General features: G+C 72.6%; 17 protein-coding genes. 11 read left to right on the top strand and 6 right to left on the bottom strand.

What is annotated here, in order from left to right; genetic code table 11:
* Positions 1-28 precede the first annotated feature (28 nt).
* The 5 genes from IO20_RS0110720 to IO20_RS0110740 form a co-directional block, all read right to left on the bottom strand.
* Positions 29-2,170, bottom strand: coding sequence for a peptidase domain-containing ABC transporter (locus IO20_RS0110720; protein ID WP_030548301.1), 2,142 nt, complete (start codon positions 2,168-2,170; stop codon positions 29-31).
* Positions 2,167-5,169: a type 2 lanthipeptide synthetase LanM family protein gene (locus IO20_RS0110725; RefSeq protein ID WP_030548303.1), complete on the bottom strand. Its 3,003-nt coding sequence runs from the start codon at positions 5,167-5,169 to the stop codon at positions 2,167-2,169. The genes IO20_RS0110720 and IO20_RS0110725 overlap by 4 nt, the downstream gene beginning before the upstream one ends.
* A 102-nt stretch (positions 5,170-5,271) precedes the next feature.
* The gene (locus IO20_RS0110730) at positions 5,272-5,442 is read right to left on the bottom strand and encodes a plantaricin C family lantibiotic (RefSeq protein WP_030548305.1); all 171 of its coding nucleotides are present in this window, start codon (positions 5,440-5,442) and stop codon (positions 5,272-5,274) included.
* A gap of 436 nt (positions 5,443-5,878) precedes the next feature.
* Complete coding sequence (locus IO20_RS0110735; RefSeq protein WP_245684918.1) at positions 5,879-7,144, bottom strand: PucR family transcriptional regulator; 1,266 nt, start codon at positions 7,142-7,144, stop codon at positions 5,879-5,881.
* Between the two features lie 101 nt (positions 7,145-7,245).
* Positions 7,246-7,428, bottom strand: a complete 183-nt coding sequence (locus IO20_RS0110740) for a hypothetical protein (RefSeq protein ID WP_030548309.1) — start codon at positions 7,426-7,428, stop codon at positions 7,246-7,248.
* 237 nt (positions 7,429-7,665) lie between these two features.
* Here IO20_RS0110740 and pgfA point away from each other — a divergent pair, with 237 nt between their 5' ends.
* From pgfA to IO20_RS0110785, 9 genes are all read left to right on the top strand, one after another.
* A complete protein-coding gene (gene pgfA, locus IO20_RS0110745) occupies positions 7,666-8,622 on the top strand; it encodes a cell envelope lipid trafficking protein PgfA (RefSeq protein WP_030548311.1) in 957 nt (318 codons plus the stop codon).
* Positions 8,623-8,946: 324 nt separating this feature from the next.
* Positions 8,947-10,173, top strand: coding sequence for a glycosyltransferase family 4 protein (locus IO20_RS0110750; protein WP_030548312.1), 1,227 nt, complete (start codon positions 8,947-8,949; stop codon positions 10,171-10,173).
* A 136-nt stretch (positions 10,174-10,309) separates the two neighbouring features.
* Positions 10,310-10,987, top strand: a complete 678-nt coding sequence (locus IO20_RS0110755) for a class I SAM-dependent methyltransferase (protein WP_051874361.1) — start codon at positions 10,310-10,312, stop codon at positions 10,985-10,987.
* Between the two features lie 22 nt (positions 10,988-11,009).
* A complete protein-coding gene (locus tag IO20_RS0110760) occupies positions 11,010-15,350 on the top strand; it encodes an alpha-(1->3)-arabinofuranosyltransferase domain-containing protein (protein ID WP_030548314.1) in 4,341 nt (1,446 codons plus the stop codon).
* A gap of 152 nt (positions 15,351-15,502) precedes the next feature.
* Positions 15,503-16,870: a condensation protein gene (locus IO20_RS0110765; RefSeq protein ID WP_245684919.1), complete on the top strand. Its 1,368-nt coding sequence runs from the start codon at positions 15,503-15,505 to the stop codon at positions 16,868-16,870.
* Positions 16,867-17,703 carry a class I SAM-dependent methyltransferase gene (locus IO20_RS0110770; protein WP_245684920.1) on the top strand — a complete coding sequence of 279 codons (837 nt, stop codon included), beginning with the start codon at positions 16,867-16,869 and terminating at the stop codon, positions 17,701-17,703. Before IO20_RS0110765 ends, IO20_RS0110770 begins: the two co-directional genes overlap by 4 nt.
* A gap of 3 nt (positions 17,704-17,706) precedes the next feature.
* Entirely contained in the window at positions 17,707-18,612 is a 906-nt protein-coding gene (locus tag IO20_RS0110775; RefSeq protein WP_030548320.1) for a DMT family transporter, read from the top strand.
* Entirely contained in the window at positions 18,609-18,815 is a 207-nt protein-coding gene (locus IO20_RS0110780) for a Trm112 family protein (protein WP_030548322.1), read from the top strand. The genes IO20_RS0110775 and IO20_RS0110780 overlap by 4 nt, the downstream gene beginning before the upstream one ends.
* Before the next feature lie 137 nt (positions 18,816-18,952).
* The gene (locus tag IO20_RS0110785; protein WP_051874346.1) at positions 18,953-20,125 is read left to right on the top strand and encodes a twin-arginine translocation signal domain-containing protein; all 1,173 of its coding nucleotides are present in this window, start codon (positions 18,953-18,955) and stop codon (positions 20,123-20,125) included.
* 30 nt (positions 20,126-20,155) lie between these two features.
* On the opposite strand, the gene IO20_RS0110790 is transcribed toward IO20_RS0110785, so the two are convergent.
* Positions 20,156-20,878, bottom strand: a complete 723-nt coding sequence (locus IO20_RS0110790; protein ID WP_245684921.1) for a TetR/AcrR family transcriptional regulator — start codon at positions 20,876-20,878, stop codon at positions 20,156-20,158.
* 133 nt (positions 20,879-21,011) lie between these two features.
* Between IO20_RS0110790 and IO20_RS0110795 the strand changes: the two genes are divergently transcribed.
* Positions 21,012-21,641 carry an isochorismatase family protein gene (locus IO20_RS0110795; RefSeq protein WP_030548329.1) on the top strand — a complete coding sequence of 210 codons (630 nt, stop codon included), beginning with the start codon at positions 21,012-21,014 and terminating at the stop codon, positions 21,639-21,641.
* A gap of 181 nt (positions 21,642-21,822) precedes the next feature.
* On the top strand, positions 21,823-24,366 hold the full coding sequence (locus IO20_RS0110800; protein WP_030548330.1) for a YfhO family protein: 2,544 nt from the start codon (positions 21,823-21,825) through the stop codon (positions 24,364-24,366).
* Positions 24,367-24,482: the final 116 nt, after the last annotated feature.

Here is a 24,482-nt window from a genome sequence, read left to right on the forward strand (position 1 = left end):
GCGACCGGACGGCCATGCCCACCGGCCCTCATACGGCCCCCGCCACCGGCTCCGCGTACAGCCCCGCGTACACCCCGCCCAGGGCCAGCAACTCCTCGTGCGTCCCCCGCTCCACGATCCGGCCGCGGTCCAGGACGTGGATCAGGTCCGCGTCCTGGATCGTCGCCAGCCGGTGCGCGATGACGATCTGCGTGGCGCCGGTCTCCGCGATGATCCGGGAGACCCGCCGCTCGTTGGCCGTGTCCAGCGAGGCGGTCGCCTCGTCCAGGACGATGACCCGCGGCCGTTGCAGCAGCGTCCGCACGATGGCCAGCCGCTGCCGCTGCCCGCCGGAGAAGTTGGAGCCCATCTCGGACACCAGGGTCCGCAGCCCCATCGGCAGTTCCTCGACGAAGTCGAGGATCCCCACGGCCGCGCAGTACTCCCGGACCGTGGCCTCGTCGATGTCCTGACCCAGGGTCAGGTTCTCCAGGACGGTCCGGTTGTGGAGGTGCACCTCCTGCGGGACGTACCCGATCTGCCCGCGCAGGAAGTCGGTCCGGTAGGCGCTCATGGGGCGGCCGCAGAACTCCACCGCCCCTCCGGTCGGCTGGTGCAGCCCGCAGACGACGCGCCCGACGGTGGACTTGCCCGAACCCGACGCGCCGACGAACGCCACCTTCGCGCCGGCCGGGATCTCCAGCGACAGGTTTTCCAGCACGGGCCTGCTGTGCCGGGTGTAGCGGAACGACACCTCCCTCAGGCGTATCGAGGTGTCGGGGAGTTCCGTGAGGGGACCGCCCTCCGGCTCGCTCTCGTGCGCCGTGATGTCGCTCAGCCGGCTCACGTAGCGGGAGGTCTCGGTGATCTCCGTCAGCATCTGGAAGACGGAAGTGCTCAGGGCGAAGAAGGTGCCCGCCACGGCCTGCACGGCGATGGCCGAGCCGATGGTCACCGTCCCCCGCGACACGAAGTGCAGGCCGGCGAGGAGCAGCGCCAGCGGACCGAACATCTGCGTGGTGGCGGCCATTCCGGAGATCCAGCCCTGCTGGATCCGCATCCGGGTGCGCATCGCGTCCAGCGAGGCGCGGTAGGTCGTCTCCCATTCGTCCGCGAACCGGCCTGCGTAGCCGCCCATCTTGATGGTGGGGACGGACACGATGGCGTCGAGCTGCGTGGACTGGGACCGGGAGAGCAGCGCGAGCTCGGTGTCCGTCACCTCTTTCACCCGGTGCCGGCTCAGCCACAGGAAGCCGCCGTTCAGCAGGAACAGCGCGAGCGCCAGCAAGCCGATGCGCCACTCGGTGACGAACAGGTAGACGCCGATGCAGGCCAGGGTCCCCACGTCCAGGACACCCTGGGCGATCCGCGAGGAGAGCAGGTCCCGGACGCTGTTGACGGTGTTCAGACGGAACAGCAGCTCGCCGGGCTGCCGGGTGGCGAAGAACTTGAAGGGCAGGGAGAGCAGTCTCCTGAAGACATGGCTCATCAGGTGATGGCCCGTCACGGCGATCAGCCCAGCGAGGGCGGCGGTGCGCAGCATCCACAGCAGCAGGTAGCCGATCGCGGCCCCCGCCACCGCCCCCGCGATCAGCCCCGTCTGGGACAGGTCGCTCCAGGCGTCGTCCCGGTCGACGGCCCATTTCGTCAGCGCCGGTATGCCCAGCACCGCCGCGTAGGAGCCCAGCGACAGCAGGGCGACCAGGGCGATCCGGCGGCCCGCCCGGGCAGGGACCAGCGGCAGCGACCGCCAGTGCCGGAAGGCGGGGAGGGACTGCCGGACGAAGTCCTGGCCGGGGGAGGCCGCGATCACCACCTGGGAGAAGCCGGCCTCCAGCTCGTCGCGGGTGAGGCGCTTGCGGCCCACGGCCGGGTCCATCACCCAGGCCGTCGTACCGTCGAAGCGCTCCAGGACCAGGAAGTGGTAGTCCTCCCAGAAGAGGATCACCGGCTCGGTGAAGCCCCGCAGGGCCTCCACGCTCCGGGCCCGGAACGCCTTGACCTGCATGCCGCGCGAGCGCAGGAAGTCCGCGAGCTGCTTGGTGCCGAGACCGTCCCGGCCGGCCTCCAGGTCCTCCCGTACGGTCCGGAAGTCCTCGGTGCGCCCGTGGTACGCCATCACCGCGACGCAGCAGCACAGCCCGCACTCCGTCTGGGTGACCTGGGTGACGGAGGGAACCCGGAGGCTCATCGGAGGGCCCCGTGCCAGATCGGCGACACCCGGGGCCGCGCGTCGTCGAGGCGGCCGAGCAGGTGCAGCAGCACCCCCGAGGAGCCCACCATGGCGCTGTCGGTGTGCGCGTAGCGGGAGCCGGTGTCGGCGAGCTTCTCCGCGACCACGTCAGGACCCAGCCGGCGCGCCTCGACGGCGGCGGCCCGCTCCAGCAGCTTCCGGTCGTCGCCGGCGATCCGGCGGACCACGTCGATGTTGCCGAGGTCGCCGTGGCACCAGGTGAGGTTGCGTCCGAAGCCCTGCCGGAAGGTGTTGTCGAGGGCCGCCTCCAGGCGCTCGGCGGCCCGTTCGTCCGCTGTCCGGGCGGTCACGGCGGAAAGCGCCATGGCGATGCCGGCGGCGCCGTGGCACCAGCCGGTCGAGAACCGGCCCGGGAAGGCGGAGTTGGTGGACCAGTTCCGCTCCTGCGGCACGTAGAAGGACTCCAGACGTTCCGTCAGGACGCCGATGGCGGCGTCGACGCGGTGTCCGGTGGGGTGAGCGGTGTCGTGAGCGGTGTCGTGACCGGTGGGGTGAACGGCGCGGTACCCGGTGCGGTCGGGCAGGGTGGCGAGGGCGTGCAGGACTCCCGCGACGCCGTGCGCGAAGCCCGACTGCTCCCACCAGGAGCCCGACGGCTCCTCCACGTGGCGCAGCAGCCGGCCGGTGAGCCCGTCCAGCGCCTTGAGGCTGTGGTCGCCGCCGATCGAGGCGACCATCGTGGCGATGCCGGAGATCCCGGAGATCACCTCCGGCGTGTTCTCGGGACCGAGCTGCTCCACGACCAGCGGCACGGCGTCCTGTGCCGCCTCGACCCAGCCCGGCTCCCCCAGGATGCGTCCGGCCTCGCACAGGGCGAACAGCAGGCCGGTGGTTCCGGTGTAGGCGCCGGCGCCGCTCTGCCGGATGCTGCGGAGCTCGTAGACGCCGTCGGTGAGGATGCCGGCGCTGCGCTCGAAGACCTGGCGTGCCACCCGCTCGTAGCGTTCGTCGCCGAAGTGGGCCGCGGCCGCGGCCAGGGCCAGGGCGGGGCCGGTGCGTCCGGTGTACAGGTCGTACCCCAGGACGCCGGAGGGCCAGGGCCGGGCGGCCTGCGCGGAGGCCAGCGGGCCGATCCAGGTGGCGGGAAGATGACCGTACTGGTCGGGGAGGCTGCCCGCCGTCAGGCCGTCGGCCAGCGACCGGGCCAGCCGCTCCAGGCCGGTGCGCTCTCCGGTGGAGGTCCGGCCGTTCCAGGCGGTCCCGCCCGAGAGGTGGTTGTCGGGGAAGCGGGAGCAGAAGGCCGAGTGGAGCAGCCGGAGCTGCCGCCGCACCGCCTGCTCGTCGAGCGCCGCGACCTTGGCAAGGGCCCGGGAGAGCGGGGTGCGGTCGAGCCGGACGCCGGTGTCCTCGCCGTCGCAGTCGTGGACGGTGGTGCCGGTGGCGGGCACGGTGAAGTAGGGGACGTCGCGTTCTGCCATCTGCCGCAGCTCCGAGCCGACCAGCCTGCGGTCGGAGAACCGGGAGGGGATGGCGATCCTGTGGAGCAGGGCCTGGGCGAGCGCCGGGTCGGCCATCGCGGCGGCGGAGGCCGCCATCCGCAGGATCTGCGCGTACTGCGAGGTCGGGTTGTGGATGTAGCGGAGGCGCATGGCCGGAGCGAGCCGTTCAAGGAGGGTGGTCCACCAGGAGGGCCGGCGCATCACCGCGTCGCACACCTGCCGGAACCCGTCGGCCATCTGTCCGGCGAGCCCGTGGATCTCCTGTTCGGTGCTCTCCCGGACCACGGTGGAGCGCTGCTCGGACGGGCGGGCCTGGAGGTGTACCCGGATCCGGTCGGTGAAGGGGTCCTCGAAGACCATGGTCTTGAAGGGGGAGACGCCCTGGTTGTCGCCGCCGAGGAAGCCGAGGTCGACGTAGCCGGAGTCCTCGTTCTTGCCGGCCAGGACCAGCGGGAGGATCCCGATGCCGTAGACGCTGCGGCCGATCTCGTCGTACGCGTTGCCCTCGGCCTCCCGCGTGGGGCCGGCGTGCACCCGGGAGGGGTGCAGCAGCGTCTCGAGATCGATGGCCACCGGGCCCAGGCGGGTGGGCAGGATGTTCTCGAAGTGCATGTCCCGCGCGTCCAGCAGGTAGAACACGGCCGCCAGTTGGCCGCAGGCCCGCATGAACGGCACGCTGAGGCCGCCGACGTCCTCCTGCTCGACGTACTCGACGTACCCGTAACCGTCGCGCACCAGGGTGCGGGCGGCGGGCAGTGCGCAGTCGGCCTCCGCGTTGACGCGCTCGACGACGGTCTCGAAGGCCGCCTCGCACGAGACGTCCCGGGGCTTGTAGACCAGGCGGGCCCCCGAGGCGAACGTCAGGATGCTCACGGCCCTGCCGTGGGCGTGCGAGTCGCCGTCGGCCCCGCCGATGGACAGCAGCGGGTCGTCGGGGTCGATGCGGGAGAACCGGAAGACCTCGTCCCGGTCGGCGTGGAGGCGCCGGACCAGTTCGCGCGCGGCCTCGCGGGCGTTGCGCACCACATGGCCGGCCTCGGAGTGGAGCACCGGGAACGGCTCCAGGGCGTCTCTCCACGCCCGGGTGACGAAGTCCTGGTAGCGCTCGTGCGGGGTCTCCCCCCGCAACAGCCCTTCGGTGGAGGCCTTGTTGACCGCGGCGACCAGGGTACGGGTCGCCACGTCGCGGAGCCGGGCCTCGGCCCGGCCGAGTACCTGGAGCGTGAAGGCGTCCAGGTCCGCGACGGCCTCCGTGAGCTCCTCGGGGAGGAGCCGGTCGGCCGCCGGCAGTGCCAGCCGCCGGATCACGCGCTGGAACGGATACGCCTCGGGCTCCAGCGACCAGGCGAGCGCGGCCGGCGAGGGGGCCTCGGGAGCGACGTCGGACGGAGCCGAGAGCTTGACGTGGACGGCGGGCGCGAAAACGCCGAGGGGCTCGATGGTTTCGCGGATTTCGACGCTGTCGAGTTCTGGGTAAAGATTCGCGGGCGAGATCAATGCTCCGGCTCCCTGCGCGGACGATGATAGATTTCCACGTTGCGCCGGGGGCGGGGAGCATGAGCCGCTCCCCGCCCCCGGTCCGTGCCCGGCCGTTCGGGCTCAGCTGCAGTTGGGCTGGCACTCCTTGGTCAGCGTGCACCAGCCGCCCTGGTTGCCGAGGAAGTCGGACAGCGAGAACGTGTTGGTCGAGCACGCGCCGTAGGCGACGCCGTCGAAGTCCTGCTCCGCGATCTCCTCGATGAGCGAGATGTCACCGTCGAAGTTGTTCATGTGAATTCACATCCAATCCGACCGCATATATCCGATGGGCCATTCTGCGGAAAAACTCCGGCCCATGGTTCGTCGCCAGGCTGAGCGACGAGGGAAAGCTATGCGCACCATTGGCCGGTCCACAACCCATCGGTCGCCGGCCGGATCACTGAAATATGTTTCCGCTGATGCTGCGGGAGCCCCCGATGACGCCGCTGAGCTGCGGCTTCGATGTCATGTGGCCGAATCCTGCCAGGGTCCTGGCAACTTGGTGCAGCTCATTTCCCGACGGATTCGCGCGCGGTCGTATGCGCGACCGGATGCACTGGATATGCGCGGCGAATAGGGGGCCGAATGCGATCGGCCAATTTCCGCTCGCGATGCTTTCGTGGACGTAGCGGCGCTCCTCGTGCGGGGGATCGCGGGCAGCCCGCTTCGCGCCTTCGCCGTCCCGGGGTCAGTCGGGCGGTGGGGCGAGATCTCCGCGCAGCCGCCGTGTGCGGAGCGCCAGTTCCAGCTCGAAGCGGCGGTCCGGGTCGTCCAGGTCGTCGCCCCACAGCTCACGGAGCTGCCTCAGGCGGTAGCGCACGGTCTGCGGGTGGACTCCGAGCCGGGCGGCCACCTCGGGAGCGCCCCCCCTCGTCTCCAGCCAGGCCAGCAGTGTCTCGGCGAGCCGTTGGGCGTGCGCCGGGCCCCCGGCCTCGTCCAGCTGCGCAAGGCGTCGGCGCGCCAGATCGTCGATCAGTTCACCGGCGGGCAGCAGCACCAGGGCTTCGACGTGCTCGCCGCAGTGCAGGAGCCGCCCTCGGGGCAGCAGACCCTGCTCGATCATTCCGACGGCGGCCTCCGCCCAGCGCAGTGACGTGACGGCCTCCGCCAGGGGGACCGACGGGCCGATCGCGCCGGACCAGCCGGTCACCGCCCGGTGCAGCAGCTCCGCGCGCCCGGGGGCGTCCGGGTCCGGTACGACCAGACGCGGTCGCGTGCCCTCCATGTCGAGCAGCATCTCGTCGCCCACGGCAGGGGCGACGGCCTCCTGGGCGGGGCGGAGCAGCACCGCCACCGCCACCTTCCCGGGCAGCTGCCAGCCCAGGTCGGCCGCGCGGTCGGCGAGCACGGCGGTCGGATCCGTACGGTGTTCGGTGAGCAGGAGATCGACGAGCAGCCGTTGCAGGCGCAGCCGCTCCCCGGCCTGGCGGGCGACGGCTTCGGCGTAGCCGCGTACCGACTGGGCCACCATGACGTCGAGGTACTCGAACGCCGATTCGGCGAGTTCGTACATGGCCGAAGGCGGGATGTCGACCTGCTGGCCGACCTCCGCCATGCGTCGCCAGGACAGGCGGACGCCCAGCCGGTAGATCCCCTGCAGGGAGTCCAGGCTGCGCCCCTGGGAGACCTCGCCGCGCCCGAAGTCCCGGAACAGCTCCGGGAGGGCGCGCGGACGGTCCGACCCCGTGGTCATCTGTTCCACGAAGAGTTCGAGGGCGTGCCGGATGGCCACCAGGGCCTTCGGCTCTCCGGACTCGTCGGGGAGGAGCACCAGGCCCGGATACTCCCGCCGGATCTCGGCGAGGATGTCCTGGGCCAGTTCGGGGACCTGCTCCAAGGCGCGGTCGGCGAACTGCTGAATCCGTTCTCGTGGCACGTCGTGCCACGCTGACGACGTTTCCACCACACCGCTCCTGGGCGTCCGGTCCGTACGCGCTCGGTCTGCGGGCCGCATGTTCCCACCCTAGGTCCTGTCGTTCGGATCATGCCGGGCTCGGCTGATCCGAACGGCAGGCTGTCCTGGGGCCTGTCAGGCCCTGATCCGAACGAAAGACCCTAGCCCTCGTCGGAGCCGGCCGTGCTGGACGCGTCGGCCGCGGGCGGTTCGGGGAACGTGACGAGCGGCACATTCTGCTGCTCGGGTGTGGCGTCGAGAGCGGTGACGATTCCGAAGGCGGCGCCCGCGGCCAGGAGGGCGGCGGCGACGCAGGTCAGGAAGGCGGCAAGCAGTCTGGGCATGGGGATGATCGGCCTCTCGGTCATCGAGGTCTGTCACCCAGCGCGCCGGCCCGGTCCGGCGCCGCCAGTATGAGAGGCGCATTGACAGGTGGTCAAGAGCCGCCTAATTTCGCCGCCACAGGACTGTTACTCCCGGGTACGCACTCTCGCCCCGGTCAGGCTGCACCCCGTGTGTGCGCCTCCTTCCCCACACGGCCCACGAGCCCTCGCGCGTCGCGCCCGTATTGGAGTACCCGTATGCGTCGTTCAATATCGCCTTTGTCCCTGATTCTGCTGGGTGTCGGAGTCTTCCTGCTGGTGCTCACCCAGCTGCTCGTCTGGTACGTGGAGCCGCGCGCCAAGCGCACACCGACCGATGTGGACTCCACGACGGTCTTCAGTGGTCAGGGCAGCTACTTCGACACCGGGTCGGTCTCCGCGGTGGACGGCCAGACGCTCACGATCACCCGCCGTGTCCTGGGGGACGTCGCCGCGGGTGAGCGCAGCGGAAACGCGATCTGGGACGTGTCGACGCAGATCGACTCGCCGAAGACGCTCGCGCTGCGCGACCCGCGCAAATCCCTGCAGTGGACCACCGAACGCTGGGTGACCGACCGCAGGACGAACCGGCCGGTGCGCTGCTGCGAGGAGAAGCCCGAGTTCGAGGGCGAGGCCTACCTGAAGTTCCCGTTCGACGTCGAGAAGCGCGCCTACTCCTGGTGGGACAGCACCCTGGGCGCCACCGTGCCGCTGGAGTTCGACAAGGTCGCGAAGGTCAACGGGCGCGAGGGCTACCGCTTCGTCGGCAAGGTCGAGGCCACCCCGACCGGCACCCGCCTGGTGCCCGGCGTGCTGGTGGGCAGCTCGAAGGGCGGTCAGATCCTGGCGGAGGAGTGGTACTCCAACCCGAGGATCGAGCTGACCGTGGACCAGCGCACGGGCCGGATCATGAACGCGCTGATCGCGCCGAAGAAGACGCTGCGGGCCCCTGGTTCGCAGAAGGACGCGGTCACCCTGCTGGCCAGTGACGGGCTGGAGTTCACGGAGGAGACCCGGCGCCAGCAGGTCGCGCTGGCCTCCGACGACAGCGGCCGGCTGGAGCTCCTCGGCGAGACCGCGCCGCTCTTGGGCGGTGTGGCGGGCGGTCTGCTGGCCGTCGCCGGTGCCGTGCTGCTGATCCGTGGCCCCCGGCGGGGCGAAGACTCAGCAGAGTGAGTAAAACGGGCCCGGCCAAAGTCCCGAAATTGTCATCGGCGTGAGTAGCCGGAACGAATGCTTGAACGAACACTGATGTTACCCCGCGGTAAGGCCAATGTTTCCTTGAACCGGCCGCCACCCTCGGCCGCCTGCCGCCGGGGTAACCGCAGTGCCCGTACCAGCAGTTCCTGTATCCCGCAGTACCCGTGCCCGCAGTAACCCGACCCGTACCCGCAACACCCCGTACGAGCCAGCCCAGCGCTTCATCCCCGGAAGCCCGGCACACCCTCATGCGCATCCCCATGCGCATCCCACCCGCAGCCGCCGAGTTGGAGCACCTCTATGCCCCAGCGCTCGTCCGCTCTGGCCCCCGGCCAGAAGGACTCCCGTTCCGTCCCCGCTCAAGCACGCACCGGCAGCCACGTCACCGACTCGCTCGCCCTCGACCCGCACACCGCGTCCCCCGGGACGCCCGTGCCGCGCCGGATCACCTTCCTCGCCCGCCGCGACCTGGCCAACCGGGCCGCCGGCGGATCGGAACTGCTCATCGACCGGATAGCCGACGGTCTGACCGCCGGCGGCCACGACGTCACGCTCGTGTGCGGCGGCCCGGCCGCCGCACGCGACTACCGGGTGGTCTCCGCGGGAGGCGACGCGAGTCACTTCCTGCACGCCCGGTCGACCGTCGCCCGCGAGGTCGGCGACTGCGACCTGCTGGTCGAAGTGTGCAACGGCATGCCGTACCTGGCGCCGCTGTGGCACCGCGGACCCACCCTGTGCCTGGTCAACCACGTACACACCGACCTCTGGGAGATGCGTTACCCGGGCCCGGCGGCACGGCTCGGCCGCAGGCTGGAGCACTGGGCGCTGGCCGGCACCCATCGCGACAACCTGATGGTGGCCGTCTCCGAGTCGACCGCCGCCGAGCTGCGTGCCATCGGCGTGGCACCGGACCGCATCCGGATCGTCAACAACGGCGTCGAAGAGCCCGCCCCCCTGCTGCCCGAGGCGAAGGAACCGCTGTTCCTGGCCGTCGGCCGGCTGGTGGAGTACAAGCGCGTCGACCTCCTCCTGCGGCTGTGGGAGCGGGTGCGCCCCGTCACCGGAGGCCGGCTCGTCATCGTCGGGGACGGCCCCGAGCGGGAGCGGCTCGAAGCCATGGCCGGCCCCTCCGTGACGTTCGCCGGCCGGGTGTCGGAAGCCGAGAAACACCGGCTGATGTGCGAGGCGTGGCTGCTGCTGCACCCCTCCCTCGTCGAGGGCTGGGGCCTGGTCGTCACCGAGGCGGCCGCGCGGGCCACCCCCGCGATCGGATTCGACATACCCGGCCTGCGCGACTCCGTCGAGGACGGGGAGACCGGGGTGCTCGCCCGGGGCGAGAGCTCGTTCGCCGCCGCGTGGTGCGCCCTGTCCCTCAGCGCCGAACGGCGCGCGGCCATGGGACGTGCCGCGGTGCTGCGCGCCAAGCGCTTCCGCTGGAGCGCGACGGTCCGGCAGTTCCAGGCGGTCGCCGCCGAGGCCGTGGCCCGCACCGCGTCCACGGGACGCGGCAGGAGCGTCCATGGCTGAGACCACCGAGCGCGAGCACAGAGCTCCATCGGCCGACGACACCGAACACGGTGCCGAGGACACGTCGGCCGACGGCAGCGAACGCGGCTTCAAGGACCCGTCGTTGAGGCGATCGGCCGCCCTCTTCCGGGCGTTCATGCGTGAACCCAGCGATCCCGAGCGGTGCTACACCCTGCTGGCCCGTGACTCGGTCGCCCAGGTGGCACGCCATGTCGACCTGGCCGGCAAGATCGTCGTCGACGTCGGCGGCGGCAGCGGCCACTTCACCGAGGAGTTCCGCCGCCGCGGCGCGCAGAGCTACCTCTTCGAGCCCGACCCGCGGGAGCTGAACGCACGAGGCCGGACCACCGAGGACGCGGTCCTCGCCGACGGATACCTGCTGCCGCTCGCCGACGGCGTCGCGGACGTGTGCTTCTCGTCCAACGTGCTCGAGCACGTGTCGGACCCGCAGACGTTCATCAGCGAGATGGCCCGGGTCACCCGCCCCGGCGGGCTGATCTACCTGTCGTTCACCAACTGGCTCTCGCCCTGGGGAGGTCACGAGACCGCGCCGTGGCACTACCTCGGGGCGGAGCGGGCCCGCGCGCGCTACGAACGCCGCACCGGCCGCGCGGCCAAGCACACACTCGGGGAGAACCTCTTCCCCGTCCACATCGGTTCCACCCTGCGGCACGTCCGCGGTCGCGACGACGTGCAGGTCGTGACCGCGCGGTCACGCTACTGGCCGTTCCTCGCGAGCACGATCACCCGGGTGCCGGGACTCCGCGAGATCGCCACCTGGAATCTGCTGCTGATTCTCAGGCGAAGCCCATGAGCATGCGAAGCGAGGAACGGTCATGACCACTACGGTCCAGGCACCCCCCGGGGTGCCGCAGCCCGGCCCGACGCCGGCGGAGGCCTCCGGCGAACCGCGCGGACGGCGCCTGCTGTTCGGCTTCTGGGCCCTCGTCCTGGTGGCGTTCCTCGCCGTGTCACCAGGCAAGATGACGTTCGAGACGAAACTCGGCGTCGCCCTCGACCCGTGGCGCTTCCTCGGCGACCTCGGCTCGCTGTGGAACGGGAACGTCGGCCTCGGCGGCATAGCCAACCAGTACGTCGGCTACGCCTTCCCGGCACTCCCGTACTACGGGCTCATGGACCTGCTGCAGGTGCCGGTCTGGCTGGCCGAACGGCTCTGGCTGTCGCTCATCGTGACCGCCGCCTTCTGGGGCGCGCTCCGGCTCGCCGAACGGCTGCGCGTGGGGACGCCCGCGTCCCGGGTCCTCGGCGCCGTGGCCTACGCGCTGTGGCCCACCTTCACGATCGTCATCGGGTCGACCTCCGCCGCCGCGCTGCCCGGTGCCCTGCTGCCCTGGGTGCTGCTGCCGCTGACCTCCGCGGCGTACAGCCCCCGGAAGGCCGCCGCGCGCTCGGCCCTGCTGATCCCCTTCATGGGCGGCGTGAACGCCGCCTCGACACTGGCCGCGCTGCTGCCCGTGGGCCTCTACCTCCTCAGCCGCCCGCCCGGCCGGCGCCGCCGCGCGCTGCTCGGCTGGTGGATACCCGGCGTCTTCCTCGCCACCGTGTGGTGGGTGGTCCCGCTGCTCCTGCTCGGCGCGTACGGCGAGAACTTCATGCCGTACGTCGAGCAGGCCGACACCACCACCGCCACCATGTCCGCTACCGAGCTGCTGCGCGGCGCCGGAAACTGGGTGGCCTACCTGAACTTCGGCGAGGCGTGGCTGCCGGCCGGCTGGACCGTCGCGACCTCCGTCGTCACCGTCCTCGGCTCGGCGTTCGCCGCGGCGCTCGGCCTCGCGGGCCTGGCACGGCGGGACCTGCCGGAGCGCCGCTGGCTGCTCCTGACCGTCCTGGCCGTCGTCCTGATCGCGCTCGCCGGGTACGCCGGATCCTTCGGCGGTCCCTTCCACGGCGCCGTCCAGGACTGGCTGAACGGCCCGCTGAAGCCGTTCCGCAACATCTACAAGTTCCAGCCGGGACTGGCCCTCGCGCTCGTCCTCGGACTCGCCCATCTGACGGCCGTGCTGTCCGAGAGCAGAGGCTCTCGCGCACTCCGGCTCCACGGGCGCCGCTGGGTGCCCGCGACCGCGGCCGTGCTCGTCCTGCCCGGTCTGGCGCTCCCGTACGTCAACGGCTCGATCCTCCAGCCCGGGGCGTTCACCAAGCTGCCCACCCACTGGGAGAAGGCCGCCGGCTGGCTCAAGGACAACGCCCGGGACAGCAGGGCCCTGGTCGTCCCCGCGACGGCGCACGGCATCTACACCTGGGGTTCCCCCATCGACCAGCCCTTCGACGTGCTGGCCGACACCCCCTGGGCACAGCGGGACTTCGTCCCCTTCGGCACCCCCGGAGCACGCCGTATGACGGACGCCGTCGAGCAGGCGCTGCTGTCCGGCGCCGAGGTCCCGGGCCTCCGGGCCTACCTCGCACGGGCCGGCATGCACGAGGTGGTCGTCCGCAACGACCTCGACCCCGACCAGATCGGCTACGTCCCGCCGCAGACGGTGAAGCGGACCCTGGAGTCGTCCGGCTACCGCAAGGTCACCGGATTCGGCCCGCTGGTGACCGGCGGACGCATCGCCGCAGGCACCCCGCTCCAGGTGCAGGGGCTCTACCCGCGGCTCCAGGCCGTGGAGATCTACCAGCCGCGGGACACCGGGCGGCCCGACAGGGTCGGCGTCTCGTCCGTGGCCGACACGGCCGTGGTCAGTGGCGGACCCGAGTCGCTGCTCCAGCTGTCCGCCGATCCCTCGATGACCGGCCGTCCGGCCGTACTGGCCGGGGACACGCTTCCCAAGGGCGTCGTCGCACCGGTGAAGGCGGTCGCGGACGGGCTGCGCCGGGCCGACACCCGGTTCGGCCTGGTCAACAACAACACCTCGTACACCTACACCGCGGACGAGCGCAACCACTCCGGCAGCCTGCAGAACCCGGGCGAGCAGCCCAAGCAGATCCTGCCGTCGGACGGCACCGGTCACCAGACGACGGCGGTGCTGCGCGGCGCCCAGGCCGTGACGGCCTCCAGCAGCGGCAACTGGCTGTTCCACCTGCCGCAGTACGACCCGGTGAACGCCTTCGACGGCAACCCGGACACCGCGTGGGCCGAGGGCAGCCCCGGCGAGCCGGTCGGACAGTGGCTCCGGGTGGACTTCTCCCGGCCGACCGACATCCCGGCCTCGATCCAGCTGACGCCCCTGCCGGGTGACGCCATGCGCGCGGCGCCCACCCAGGTGCGGGTCGAGACCGACCGCGGTTCGGCCGACAGCCCCCTGCGGACCGACGGCCTGCCGCAGACCGTCAAGGCTCCCGCCGGCGAGGCCTCCTGGATGAAGATCACCGTCCTCGCCGCGCAGCAGGCGCGCCCGGGGCTCTCCGGCGCCGGATTCTCCGAGGTGTCGATCCCGGACGTGCAGGTGACGCGCCTTCTGCAGCTGCCCGCCGACGCGGAGAACACCGACGCGGAGGCGACCGTGTACTCCCTGCACCGCGGCACCGACGCGGGCGGCCTGTCGCCCTCCTCGGTCGAGGTGGGACTGCACCGGCAGTTCAGCACCAAGGAGTCCGGCGAGTACCGGGTGTCGGCGCGAGCCGTCGCCGTACCCGGCGGCGCGCTGGACGGACTGCTCGACCGCTCGGCCCCCGGATCGAAGAACCGGCTGACGGCCGCCGTGGACTCCATCAGCCGCAACGGCACGTCACTCGGCGCCCGCAACCTGGTCGACGGCGATCTGACGACCGCCTGGATCGCGGGCGACCGGCCGGTCGTCCACCTGAACTGGCCCGCGATGACGAAGATCGACGAGGTCATCCTCGCGCCGGCGGGCGGGGTCTCCACCCGGCCCGAGCAGGTGATGATCAGCTCCCCGCACGGCGCCGCGGTGGCCGACGTGGACGAGAACGGGCGGGTCCGCTTCCCGGCGATCGAGACGAACCGGCTCGACATCACCATCACCAGGGTCGCGCCGCTCACCGTCCACAACCCGGTGGCGGGCGCGCAGCTGCAGCTGCCCGTCGGGCTGAGCGAGGTGCACGTTCCCGCCCTCGCCGACCTGCGGGTGCCGCGGCCGAAGCCGTCCGCGCGCTTCTCGCTGGCGTGCGGCGAGGGCCCGGACCTCGCCGTGGGCGGCACCCTGCACAAGACGAAGGCCTCCGGACTCGTCCGGGACCTCACCGAGCGGCGCCCCGTCACCGTCACCCTCTGCGCGGGCGACGAGAAGGACGGCACCCTGGAACTCCCGTCCGGCGACCACGAGGTGGAGGCGAGTGACGCGGGCCCGCTGGCGATCACCGACGTCACGCTGACCCGCGGCACCCCGCGGGCCATGGACGGAGCGGCGGGCCGTGAGGCCACCGTCACCAGGTGGGCCGACGACAGCCGGACCGTCTCGGTGTCGGCGGGCGCGGGCGAGGCCGCCTACCTGCGGACCTTCGAGAACGCCAACGACGGCTGGAAGGCCACGCTGGACGGCACGGAGCTCGAGCCGGTGCGCCTCGACGGCTGGCAGCAGGCGTGGGTGATCCCGGCCGGCGCCTCCGGCACGGTGACCATGGAGTTCGAGCCCTCCGGCTCGTACCGGACGGCCCTGGCCGGCGGTGCGCTGGCGCTCGTCGCCCTGGCCGCCCTGGCCTTCGTGGGCCGTCGGCGCGACGACGATGGCACCGACGAGACGCCGCCCGAACCGGCGGCCCCCGGAATGCTCCTCGGAACGCTGGTGCTGACCGCGGTCGTCGCGGTGGCGGCGGGGCCGCTGGCCCTGGTCGTGCCCGTACTCGCCGTGGCGGCCCGGTTCCGGCCGGGTGTGCTGGTGCCGACAGCGGCGGTGGCGATGGGCGGCGCCGGACTCGTCGCGGCCCTGGGCGCCGGGGATCCGGTCGCCGAAGGGACGGGCGCGTTCAGCGGCCTGGCGCAGGTGCTCACGCTGGTGGCCCTGTCCGCCGCGCTGGTGACGGCGGTACGGCCGACGGCCGCGGCCGCCGGGCGCGGGGGCGCGGACGGGTACGGAGGCGACGACGGCTGGGCAGACGGTGACGGGCACGAGGGAGACGGGCGTGAAGGCGACGGTGGTTCCGCCGCGCCGGAAGCCGGTCCGGTGGTCACGGCCAGGCCGCGCGGCACCGGCGACGGGCACCGGCCCGAGCAGCCCCTCTGGCGGCCGGAGGGCGGTGGCCCCTCGTGACCGAGCCGTGGACCGCGGCCGGGACGGGGACCGCCCCCGAGAAGGAGACCGCTGTCGGGACGGGGACCGCCCCCGAGAAGGAGACCGCTGTCGGGAGGGGGACCGCTTCCCCTCCCGGCCGGGTCCGGATTCCCTTTCCGACCGTCGACGAGGTGTCGCGGCACTGCCTCAGCGACGACGAACCGGAGAGCGTCCACATCGAGGTCCATCTGCCCGGCACGCCGGACCCGGCACGGCTGCGGGCCGCGTTCCGGCAGGCGCTGCTCACACACCCCCGGGTGCTGGCAAGAGAAGTGCCCGGGCGTGGGCACCGGCGGTCCTTCGCGTGGGAGCTGACCGGTCGGCCGGACGGCGATCCGGTGGTTTTCGCGGGGCCGGGACCTGACGCCTTGGCGCAGGCCCGGGCCCGCGCCCTGACGGACTGTCCGCCGCTCACCCTGGCGCCGCCGATGCGTCTGGAAGTCGTCCCGTCGGACGAGGGCGGGACCGTGCTGCTGCTGACGCTGCATCACACCGCTCTCGACGCCCCGTCGGGGCTGCGGGTGCTCGCCACGACCGCAGAGCAGTACGGCGGCACGGCAGCCCTCCCGGTTCCCGGGCGGGTCCGGCCGGAGCGCTCGGGTCCGGCTCCGAGCGGGACAGGTGCCACCGGCCGCACCGTACGGGCCAGGCCCGTACGGGTCGCGCCGGACTCCCGGCCCGCGCCGGTACGCGCGCGTGCGGTGGGCAACGGCATGGTCCAGGCGGACCTGCCCGTTCCGCGGCGTGCGGCGCGGAACGGAGACCAACCGTCCTGGACCGTCAACGACCGACTCCTCGTCGCCACCTCACTGATGGTGGGGCGCTGGAACGTCTCGCGGGGCCGGCCGGCCGGTCCGGTACGGCTCACGATGCCCGTGGACGACCGTCCGCGCGGCACGGACATGCCGATGGGCAACGGAACCCGGCTCGTCGAGGTGGCCATGACCTCCGAGGACCCGCGCGACACGGAGCTGCTGCTCCGTGACCGGCCGGACCCGGAGGCCGTGGCCCGGCTGCTGCGCACCACCGCCCGGCGCACCCGCGCGCTGAAGTCCGCCGACGGCGCCCCCATGGGCGCGGGGGCGAGCCTGCTGACCGCACCACTGCTCCCGGTCGGTGTCCGGGGCGTGCTCACCCGTGGCGCACGGCGGGCGGCGGCGTCCTGGACGTCGACGGCGCTGGTCACCAACGTCGGACGCGTGCCGTACGCACTGGACTTCGGCGACGCGGGACGGGCGACGGCCGTGTGGTTCTCCGCACCGGCGCGGATGCCGCGCGGGCTGAGCGTGGCGGCGGCTTCCACCGGCGGGCGACTGCATGTGACGTTGCGCTGGTCACGGGCGCTGCTCGGTGACACGGCGGGCGCGGAACTCGCGGGCCTGTTCGCGGAGTCGCTGTCGACGACGTCTCTCGCTCCGGCCGGGGACGACACACCGCGTCCGGACGCGACACCGGTGGGAACCCGCTCCACCCAGGACAACCACAAGAGGCCGTCATGACCACCTCAGCCGAAGCGTCAGCCACCGAAACAGCGGCCACCGAGCCGGCAGCCACCGGCTCGGAAGCAACCAGCAAGTCGCCCGAGACGGAGGCGGCTTCGCCGGCCCCGCGCACCCCCGGGCTGCGGGACTTCTACGAGAACCCCACCGTTCCCGTCGCCTCCGGGGAGGCCCGGACACTGCGGCAGGCCCGGATGCTGGCCGACGCGCTCGGCCCGGTGGGGCCAGGCCGCCCGGCCGCGACCGTCCTCGACGTCGGCTGCGGTGACGGCTCGGCGGGCGCGATCGCGGCCCGCGTGCTCGGCGGGCACCGCGTCGTGGGGATCGACTGGTCGCAGGACGCCCTGCGCCGGGCGGCCCCGCGCCTGAGCCAGGTCGTCCGCGGCGAGCTGACCGGCAGCGGGCTGCCGTTCGCCTCCGACAGTGCCGACGCCGTCCTGTTCAGCGAGGTCGTCGAGCACCTGGTCGACCCCGACAGCGCCCTCGACGAACTGCGCAGGGTCCTGCGCCCCGGCGGGCACCTCATGCTCTCCACACCGAACCTCGCCGCCTGGTACAACCGCGCGCTGCTGCTCGCCGGAGTCCAGCCGGTGTTCTCCGAGGTGAGTCTGCGGCGCATCCACGGCCGCCCGGGCAGCGAGGTCGTGGGCCATCTGCGGCTCTACACGGCACGCGCCTTGCGCGAGTTCGTGGCGGCGTCCGGGTTCGAGGTGGTGAAGCTCGCCGGTGCGCCGTTCCACGGAGTCCCGCGCCCGCTCCGGCCGCTGGACCGGCTGGCCTGCGGGGCGCCGTCGCTCGCGTCCATCCTCCTCGTGCATGCGAGAAAGGTGTAGCCCGTGGTGTGGGGTGTGGTCGCCGCGCTGGTGGCGAACGTCCTGTACAGCACCGGCTTCGTCCTGGAGAAGCGGGCGCTGGCCGGCATGCCGCCGCTGAGTGCCGCACAGCCGGGCCGGGCCCTCCTGCTGCTGGCCGGCCGGCCCTTGTGGATCTGCGGCGCCGTGGCCCTCGCCCTGGGGTTCGCCGCGCAGCTGGCCGTCTACCGCACCCTGCCGATCGCCGCCGCCCAGGGCCTGTTCCTGTCCGGTCTCGTCCTCCTGCTCGTGCTCTCGTCGGTGGTGCTCGGCGAGCGGCCCTCCGGCCGCGAGCGGCGTGCGGTGGCCGTCATCGGACTGGCGCTCGTGATGGTGGTGGCCTCGCTGTACGAGACCAGCGAGGAGATCAGCCGTACCGCTCCCACCGGAATCCTGTTGGCCCTGTGCCTGCCGACGCTCGCGGCCGGTCTCGTGCTCTACGCGGCCGCGGAGCGGCGCGCCCGGCGACGGCATCGACAGCCGACCACCGGAGTGGCCTACGCGGTCGCCGTCGGTCTGATCTACGGCGTCAGTTCGCTCGCGATCAAGGGCGTCTCCGGGCACCTGGACACCGAGGACCTCCCGGGCTCGGTGCCCGCCGTGCTCGCCTCCCCGTACCCGTACCTCCTGTTGCTGACGGGCGTCAGCGGACTGGTGCTGTCGCAGACCGCCCTGCAGCGCTGCCGGGCGTCCCTGATCGTCCCGGTGTGCTCGACGGTGAGCTGCGTGTTCTCCATCGTGAGCGGCACGATCGCGTTCGACGAGCCGCTGCCCGACGACCCGTTGCGGCTGTTATTGCGTCTCGGCGGCACCGTGCTGGCGCTGACGGTCCTGCTCACCCTGCCGCGACACGAGGCGAACACCCCCACACCCGAAGGAACCCGGTCATGAAGCCCGACAGCCCGCTGCTGAAGATTCTCGCCTGCCCGCTCGACAAGGGGCCGTTGATCCTGGACGAAGCCGGGGGCGCGCTCTACAACCCGCGCCTGCGCCGGAGCTATCCGATCGTCGACGGCATCCCGCAGCTGCTGCCTTCCTCGGGTGTGCCGGCCGCCGCCGACGAGCCCGCCGTCGAGAGCGCGCGCGACGTGTGAGGTTCTCCCGGCCCGATGCGCGACAACCCGATGCGCGCGGGGGCCCGGGGTCGTTGTCCGTCTGCCGGGAACACCGGCGCGTCGGTGCCTTCCGCGCAGGAGGGCGGGCCGCGCGCCGCCCTTACGGAAGGCGGAGAATGACCACACGCAGGAGCTTCCTCGGCCGTACCACCGCGGCCGGTGCCATGGCGGGCCTCGCGGCCTCACCGGCGGCGGCGTCGGACGGCGGCGGGAGCGGGGCACTCGCCGGCGACCGGGCCGTTCGGCGCGGCCGGGCCCGCGACGCGATCGTGGCCGTCAACAGCGGCATGCGGTCGCACTACGCCGTGCTCAAGTCGGATCTGATCGCGCGGCTCGATCCCGTCCTCGTGGTCCAGAACGACGCCAGGGGCGGAAGGTTCACCCTCGTCCACGACGGCACGCAGGAGTCGTTGCATCCCGTCGGGGAGGTGTTCGAGCTGGCGAAGTCCGTCAGTCATGTGCCGCTGGGCGTCTTCTCGATCATCGCGCCCCACCTGAGCGACAGGGTTCCGAACATCCCCGGTGCGGACCGCATCGATCCGCACGACCTCCGCATGGTCGCCTTCAAGGGCACCGCGACCACCGACTGGATCACACCGCTCCGACGGTACGGCGACACGCTGACGGCGGCCAGGCAGCAGTTGGACCAGGCCGGCATCCCACCAGAGATGGTGGTCTCGTGCGCGCAAGTGCTCGACGGCGCGCTCGCGTTCATCGAGGTCTCCACCGCGGCCGGGTCCTTCGACATCAGGTCGTTCGAGGACTTCTCCCACGGCGTGTACGCGGGCATCCGAACCAACATGAGGCACGCGGCCGAGGCCCAGATCGCGGGCGTGCAGGGCGTCCTGCGGACGTGGCGGTCCCGGATCGGCGAGGAGGCCTGGCGGGACCTGTACACGGTCGTGCTGTCCCAGTGGGCCACGTCCGAGCTGAACCAGAACTCGATCATCATCAGGCCGTGCATGAACCCGGCGAAGGTGGCCACCCATCTGATCGACCTGCCGGCCGCCGAGCCGCTCTCGGACCCGGTCCTCGTGGCCCTGGACAACCTCGCCCGGATCGTGCAGGACAACATCGCGGCCGAGTTGGTCTTCCCCGCGGACCGGGCGGCCGCCGACGCGCTCAAGGGCCCGCAGGATCTGCTGGCCGACGAGATCCTGGACCAGCTCGGTGCGGCGACGCCCGGCGCGGCGGCGCACTCCGCGACTGCCGGGGCCGGGAGGGGCGCATGCCCCGTCAACCGACGGGGCGCGGCTTCTCCGCAGGGCGCTACGGCGCACGACCTCTGAGGCCGGTTACGCCCCCGAATGCGCCTCTGGTCACGCCCCCGAGTCCGCCCCCGGCGGTCGCAGCGCGCGGGTCAGCCGGTCGAGGTCGCCGGTGCTCGTCGGTGCCCCGGTGAGGGTGCCGACGAGCGCCTGGGCGAGCACGGTCGCCATGCCGATCCGGCTGTCCTCCCGCTCGTCCCCGGTGACCTTTCCGATCACCGCGTCACGTACCGCCGGTGAGGTCTCGGAGTCCCCGAACAGGTCGGGGAACGACAGCGCCATCATGCAGACGCCCACGTTGGCGGAGAGGATCGACCGGCCCGCGAGCTCCGGGGACATCCGCAGGCGGCCGGCGTCGCGGCAGCGCTCCACGGCCTTCAGGAGGATCGCCTGCGCCTCCTTGATGGCCTGCGGCTTGTCCTCGCCCGTCGGCGTGAACATCAGGCGGTAGAGGTAGGGGTTGCGGAGCGCGAAGGCGACGTGGCTGTCCCAGGCCGTCCGCAGGTCCGCCACGGGATCGTCGGTGAGGGGATTGCGCCGCTTGGCGGCGAGGAAGCGCTCGAATCCGAGGTCGGCGACCGCCGTGAGCAGCCCCTGCTTGTCGCCGAACTGACGGTAGATCTCGGGCATGCCGACCTTGGCCCGGTCGCAGATGGCGCGGGTGGAGATCGCGAGCGCGTCCTTGCCGGCGAGGAGTTCCTCGGTGGCCCGCAGGATGCGCTCCCGCGCCGTCGACGTGTCTCCGGTGCCGCCCATGCCCGCTTCGCCTCCCATGCCGCCCTGGCTCTCACGTTAGCAGCGCTCACACCTGACCCCTCAGCTCGTTATCAACGATTACTAACCATGTTAGCGTTGTGAACAGCCGGGGGTCGGACCGCCTCCCGGCCCTTCCGTGAAAGGAACCGCCATGCCCGCGTCCACGACCCTGCGCGACGTGATCGGACTGCCCCAGGAGCTGCCGCGCCTGGGCGAGTCGGCACTGATCATGATCGACTTCCAGAACACCTACCGCACCGGCGTGATGCGGCTCGAAGGGGCCGAGGAGGCCGTCGCCGCCGGCGCGCGCCTGCTCGCCGCCGCCCGTGCCGCGGGCGCCCCCGTCGTCCACGTCGTCAACGACGGCGGTGAGGGCACGCCGTACGACATCCGGGCGGAGATCGGCGAGATCAGCCCCGAAGTCGCCCCGGCCGAGGGGGAGAAGGTGGTCGTGAAGCAGTTCCCCGACGCCTTCCACGCCACCGACCTCGCCGACACCCTGAAGGACCTCGGCGTCGGCGTCGGTCTCGGCGGAGACCTGGTCATCGCCGGCTTCATGACGCACATGTGCGTCCTCTTCACCGCCCAGGGCGCCTTCAACCGCGGCTACCGCCCGACCGTGGTCGCCGAAGCCACCGCGACCCGCCCCCTCGCCGCGCCGGACGGCTCCGTCCTCCCGTCGGACGTACTGCGGGACGCGAGCCTGACGACGGTCTCCGACCTGTTCGGAACGGTCGCCCGCACGGTCGACGAGCTCCTCGCCGCGACGCCGGTGAGCTGACCCGCCGACGGCGCCCGGACCCGGGGGGGCGTTCCGTCCGGCCCCCGACACCGGGAGTTCACCCGAGGTGCGCCGAAAGACCCTCTGATGATCGGTTGCGGGTCGCACGGCTCGGCGGTAATGGCGGTCGGCCCGTGACATCAGCCCGGGCGTTCCCGTACGTGCGCCCCCTGGAGGACGTGTGCCACCCGCCGCCGAGACCGTGCGCGACGAGGTCGACGGGGAGGAGGGCGAGGGCGGCGCACCAGCGGCTCCGGCCCCTCCGAACGCTCCCTCCGGCATGCGCCGCCCGGCCGTCGTCGGTCCGCTCTCCGCCGCCCTGCTCTCCGCCGTGGTGTTCTGCCTCGCGACCCGGCTCTCCCGGAGCCACCCCTTCGGGCCGATGACCAGGAACGTCGTCGACCTCGGCCAGCAGTACCTGCCGTACCACGCCTACTGGCGCTCCTTCCTCCTCGGCGAGACGCGCGGAGACGCCTTCCTCAACTGGAACTCCGGCTTCGGCGCCAACTTCCTCGGCGACATCGGCACGTACCTGAGCAGCCCGTTCAGCCTGCTCGTCGTGCTCTTCCCCGCGGACCGCGTCGAACTCGCCCTGTACGTCGTCACCGCCGTCAAGATCGCCGCGGCCGCCGCGGCCATGGCGCTGCTGCTCCTGCGGCTGCGGCCCGGTCCCTGGACCGTCGCCGCCGTGCTCGGCGCCGCGTACGCCCTCTCCGGCTGGACCTTCGGCTCCGGCGCCGACGTCCCGATGTGGCTCGACGGGCTCGTCGCCTTCCCGCTGCTCTGCCTGGTCGGGGAGTGGGCCCGCACCGGACGCCGCCCCGTCCTCGGGCCCCTCGTCGTCGCGCTCGCCTGGACCGCCAACTTCTACACGGCGTACATGGCCACCGTCGGCGCCGTCGTCGTCCTCGTCGTACGGCTCCTGGCCGCCGACGAGACGGCCGGGGCCCGACAGCGCCTCGCCGGGGCGCTGCGCGCCGCCCGTGCCGTCCTCATCGGCGTCGGGCTCGCCGCACCGCTCGTCGTGGTCGTCTTCCTCGCCACCCGCGTCGCCGACCCCACCCCGGAGACCACGTTCGCGCCCGCCGCCTGGACGGACCTCCTCGCCCGGCTCCTCCCCGCCACCGAGAGCGTGGACAGTCCCGCCCTGTTCATCGGTACGCCCGCGCTCGCCCTCGCCCTCACCCTGCCGTTCCACCGCGCCGTCCCGCCGCGCGTCCGGGCCGGCTGGTCGGCCGCGGTCGTCCTGGTGGCGCTGTCCCTCCAGTGGGAGCCGACCCATCTCCTCTGGCACGCCGGAGCCTCGCCCAACGGCAATCCGTACCGTCAGGCCTTCGTCCTGTGCGGGTTGCTGCTGATCGCCGCCTGGTTCTCCGCGGCGCCGGGGATGCCCCGCCCGGTCGCGCTTCTCGCGGGCGGCGCGCTGCTCGGACTCCTGGCCTGGGCGGGCCGGGGGAGTCCCGACATCGACCGGTGGACCTATCCCGTCCTCGCCGTGTCGGCGGTCCTGGTGCTCGCCGCCGCCGTCCTCCGCGCGCTGCCGAACGGCCGCCGGATCCCCGCGCGCGTACTGCCGGTTCTGGCCGTGACCCTGCTCGTCGTCGCCCAGGCGGGCGAGACGGCCGTCACCGGGAAGCGGGTCGAGGAGCAACAGCGCGAGAAGCTCGCCTGGTCCGCTCGGATCGGCCCCTGGCACACGGCCGTGGCCGACGCGGTGGCCCGCGCGGACGGCTGGCCCCGGCACCGTACGGAGCCCGGAGAGGTCCCCGGCGGCAACGACGTGCTCCTCGTCGGAGGGCAGGGCGCCGACTACTACAGCAGTCTCACCTCCGAGGTCACCGCCGGCACCCTGGCCTCCCTCGGCTTCGGCTACTACGCCAAGGGCCGGCACCCGGTCACCCTCGACAACCCGGTGACCGACGCGCTGTTCTCCATCGGAACCCGCGTCCGCTCGCGGCCCACCGAGCCGGTACGGCGGGACGCCGCGCCCCGCGCCACGGTCTCCGTCACCACCACCCCCGTACCGCCGCTGGTCACCGTCCGTGCCCCTGACCGCCGGGGCACACGCCCCGGCGACTCGGCCTTCGCGGAGCAGGAACGCCTCCTCGGCGCCGAGGTGTACGAGCTGCCGCCCGTCGTCCGTACCGGACGCACCCTCACCGCCCGCTGCCCGGCGGGCTCCCAGGTCTGGTTCTGGGCGCCCGAGTACAAGGGCACGGCGGCGCTCCTGGGGGAGTGGTCGGTGGACTTCGACGGCAGGCCGCCCGCCGTCCGCGCCCCCATGCAGGCCCTCGGCACCGTGCCCGCGTCCGGGGACGTGCGGGTGGAGCTCACCCCGGAGGCCGGGCCGCGGCTGCCCCGCCGACCCGTCGGCTGTCTGGTCCAGGACCGGCTCGACTCCGCCGTACGGCAGTTGACCGCCACCGGCGCCACCCGCGTCCACACCACCGGACACACGGTCACGGCCCAACTCCCCCCGGGCAGCCGGGGCTTCGCCGTGCTCGCCGTCCCCCGCGTCTCCGGCTGGCGCTGCGCCGCCGGCGCGGCGGAACCACGGCCCGCGCGCGCGTACGAGGGGCTCATCGCCGTTCCCCTCGACGGCCGGGCGAGCACGGTCACGTGCTCCTTCCAACCCCCGGGGCTGCGCCTCGGCGGCGCCGTCGGCCTGGCCGCGCTCCTCGCCCTGGCGGCGACCGGACTCCTGCACCGGCGGTCCCGCCGGTGAGCCGACCGGGCCCCCGCCTCCCCACGGACTTTCCGCGGGGGACGACAAGAGTTCACCCGGAGTGCACGCGCGGATCGTTCGCCCGGAAAGGGGGAGCGTTACTGTGCCCGCCGTAG

Origin of the sequence: Streptomyces exfoliatus, assembly GCF_000725545.1 — a bacterium.
Lineage (GTDB): Bacteria > Actinomycetota > Actinomycetes > Streptomycetales > Streptomycetaceae > Streptomyces > Streptomyces exfoliatus.

Excerpts from the sequence above, each read along its gene's own strand:
- IO20_RS0110720 (WP_030548301.1), bottom strand. The coding sequence starts at position 2,170 with ATGAGCCTCCGGGTTCCCTCCGTCACCCAGGTCACCCAGACGGAGTGC.
- IO20_RS0110730 (WP_030548305.1), bottom strand. The coding sequence starts at position 5,442 with ATGAACAACTTCGACGGTGACATCTCGCTCATCGAGGAGATCGCGGAG.
- IO20_RS0110735 (WP_245684918.1), bottom strand. The coding sequence starts at position 7,144 with ATGCGGCCCGCAGACCGAGCGCGTACGGACCGGACGCCCAGGAGCGGT.
- IO20_RS0110740 (WP_030548309.1), bottom strand. The coding sequence starts at position 7,428 with ATGCCCAGACTGCTTGCCGCCTTCCTGACCTGCGTCGCCGCCGCCCTC.
- pgfA (WP_030548311.1), top strand. The coding sequence starts at position 7,666 with ATGCGTCGTTCAATATCGCCTTTGTCCCTGATTCTGCTGGGTGTCGGA.
- IO20_RS0110750 (WP_030548312.1), top strand. The coding sequence starts at position 8,947 with ATGCCCCAGCGCTCGTCCGCTCTGGCCCCCGGCCAGAAGGACTCCCGT.
- IO20_RS0110755 (WP_051874361.1), top strand. The coding sequence starts at position 10,310 with ATGCGTGAACCCAGCGATCCCGAGCGGTGCTACACCCTGCTGGCCCGT.
- IO20_RS0110760 (WP_030548314.1), top strand. The coding sequence starts at position 11,010 with ATGACCACTACGGTCCAGGCACCCCCCGGGGTGCCGCAGCCCGGCCCG.
- IO20_RS0110770 (WP_245684920.1), top strand. The coding sequence starts at position 16,867 with ATGACCACCTCAGCCGAAGCGTCAGCCACCGAAACAGCGGCCACCGAG.
- IO20_RS0110780 (WP_030548322.1), top strand. The coding sequence starts at position 18,609 with ATGAAGCCCGACAGCCCGCTGCTGAAGATTCTCGCCTGCCCGCTCGAC.
- IO20_RS0110785 (WP_051874346.1), top strand. The coding sequence starts at position 18,953 with ATGACCACACGCAGGAGCTTCCTCGGCCGTACCACCGCGGCCGGTGCC.
- IO20_RS0110790 (WP_245684921.1), bottom strand. The coding sequence starts at position 20,878 with ATGGGAGGCGAAGCGGGCATGGGCGGCACCGGAGACACGTCGACGGCG.
- IO20_RS0110795 (WP_030548329.1), top strand. The coding sequence starts at position 21,012 with ATGCCCGCGTCCACGACCCTGCGCGACGTGATCGGACTGCCCCAGGAG.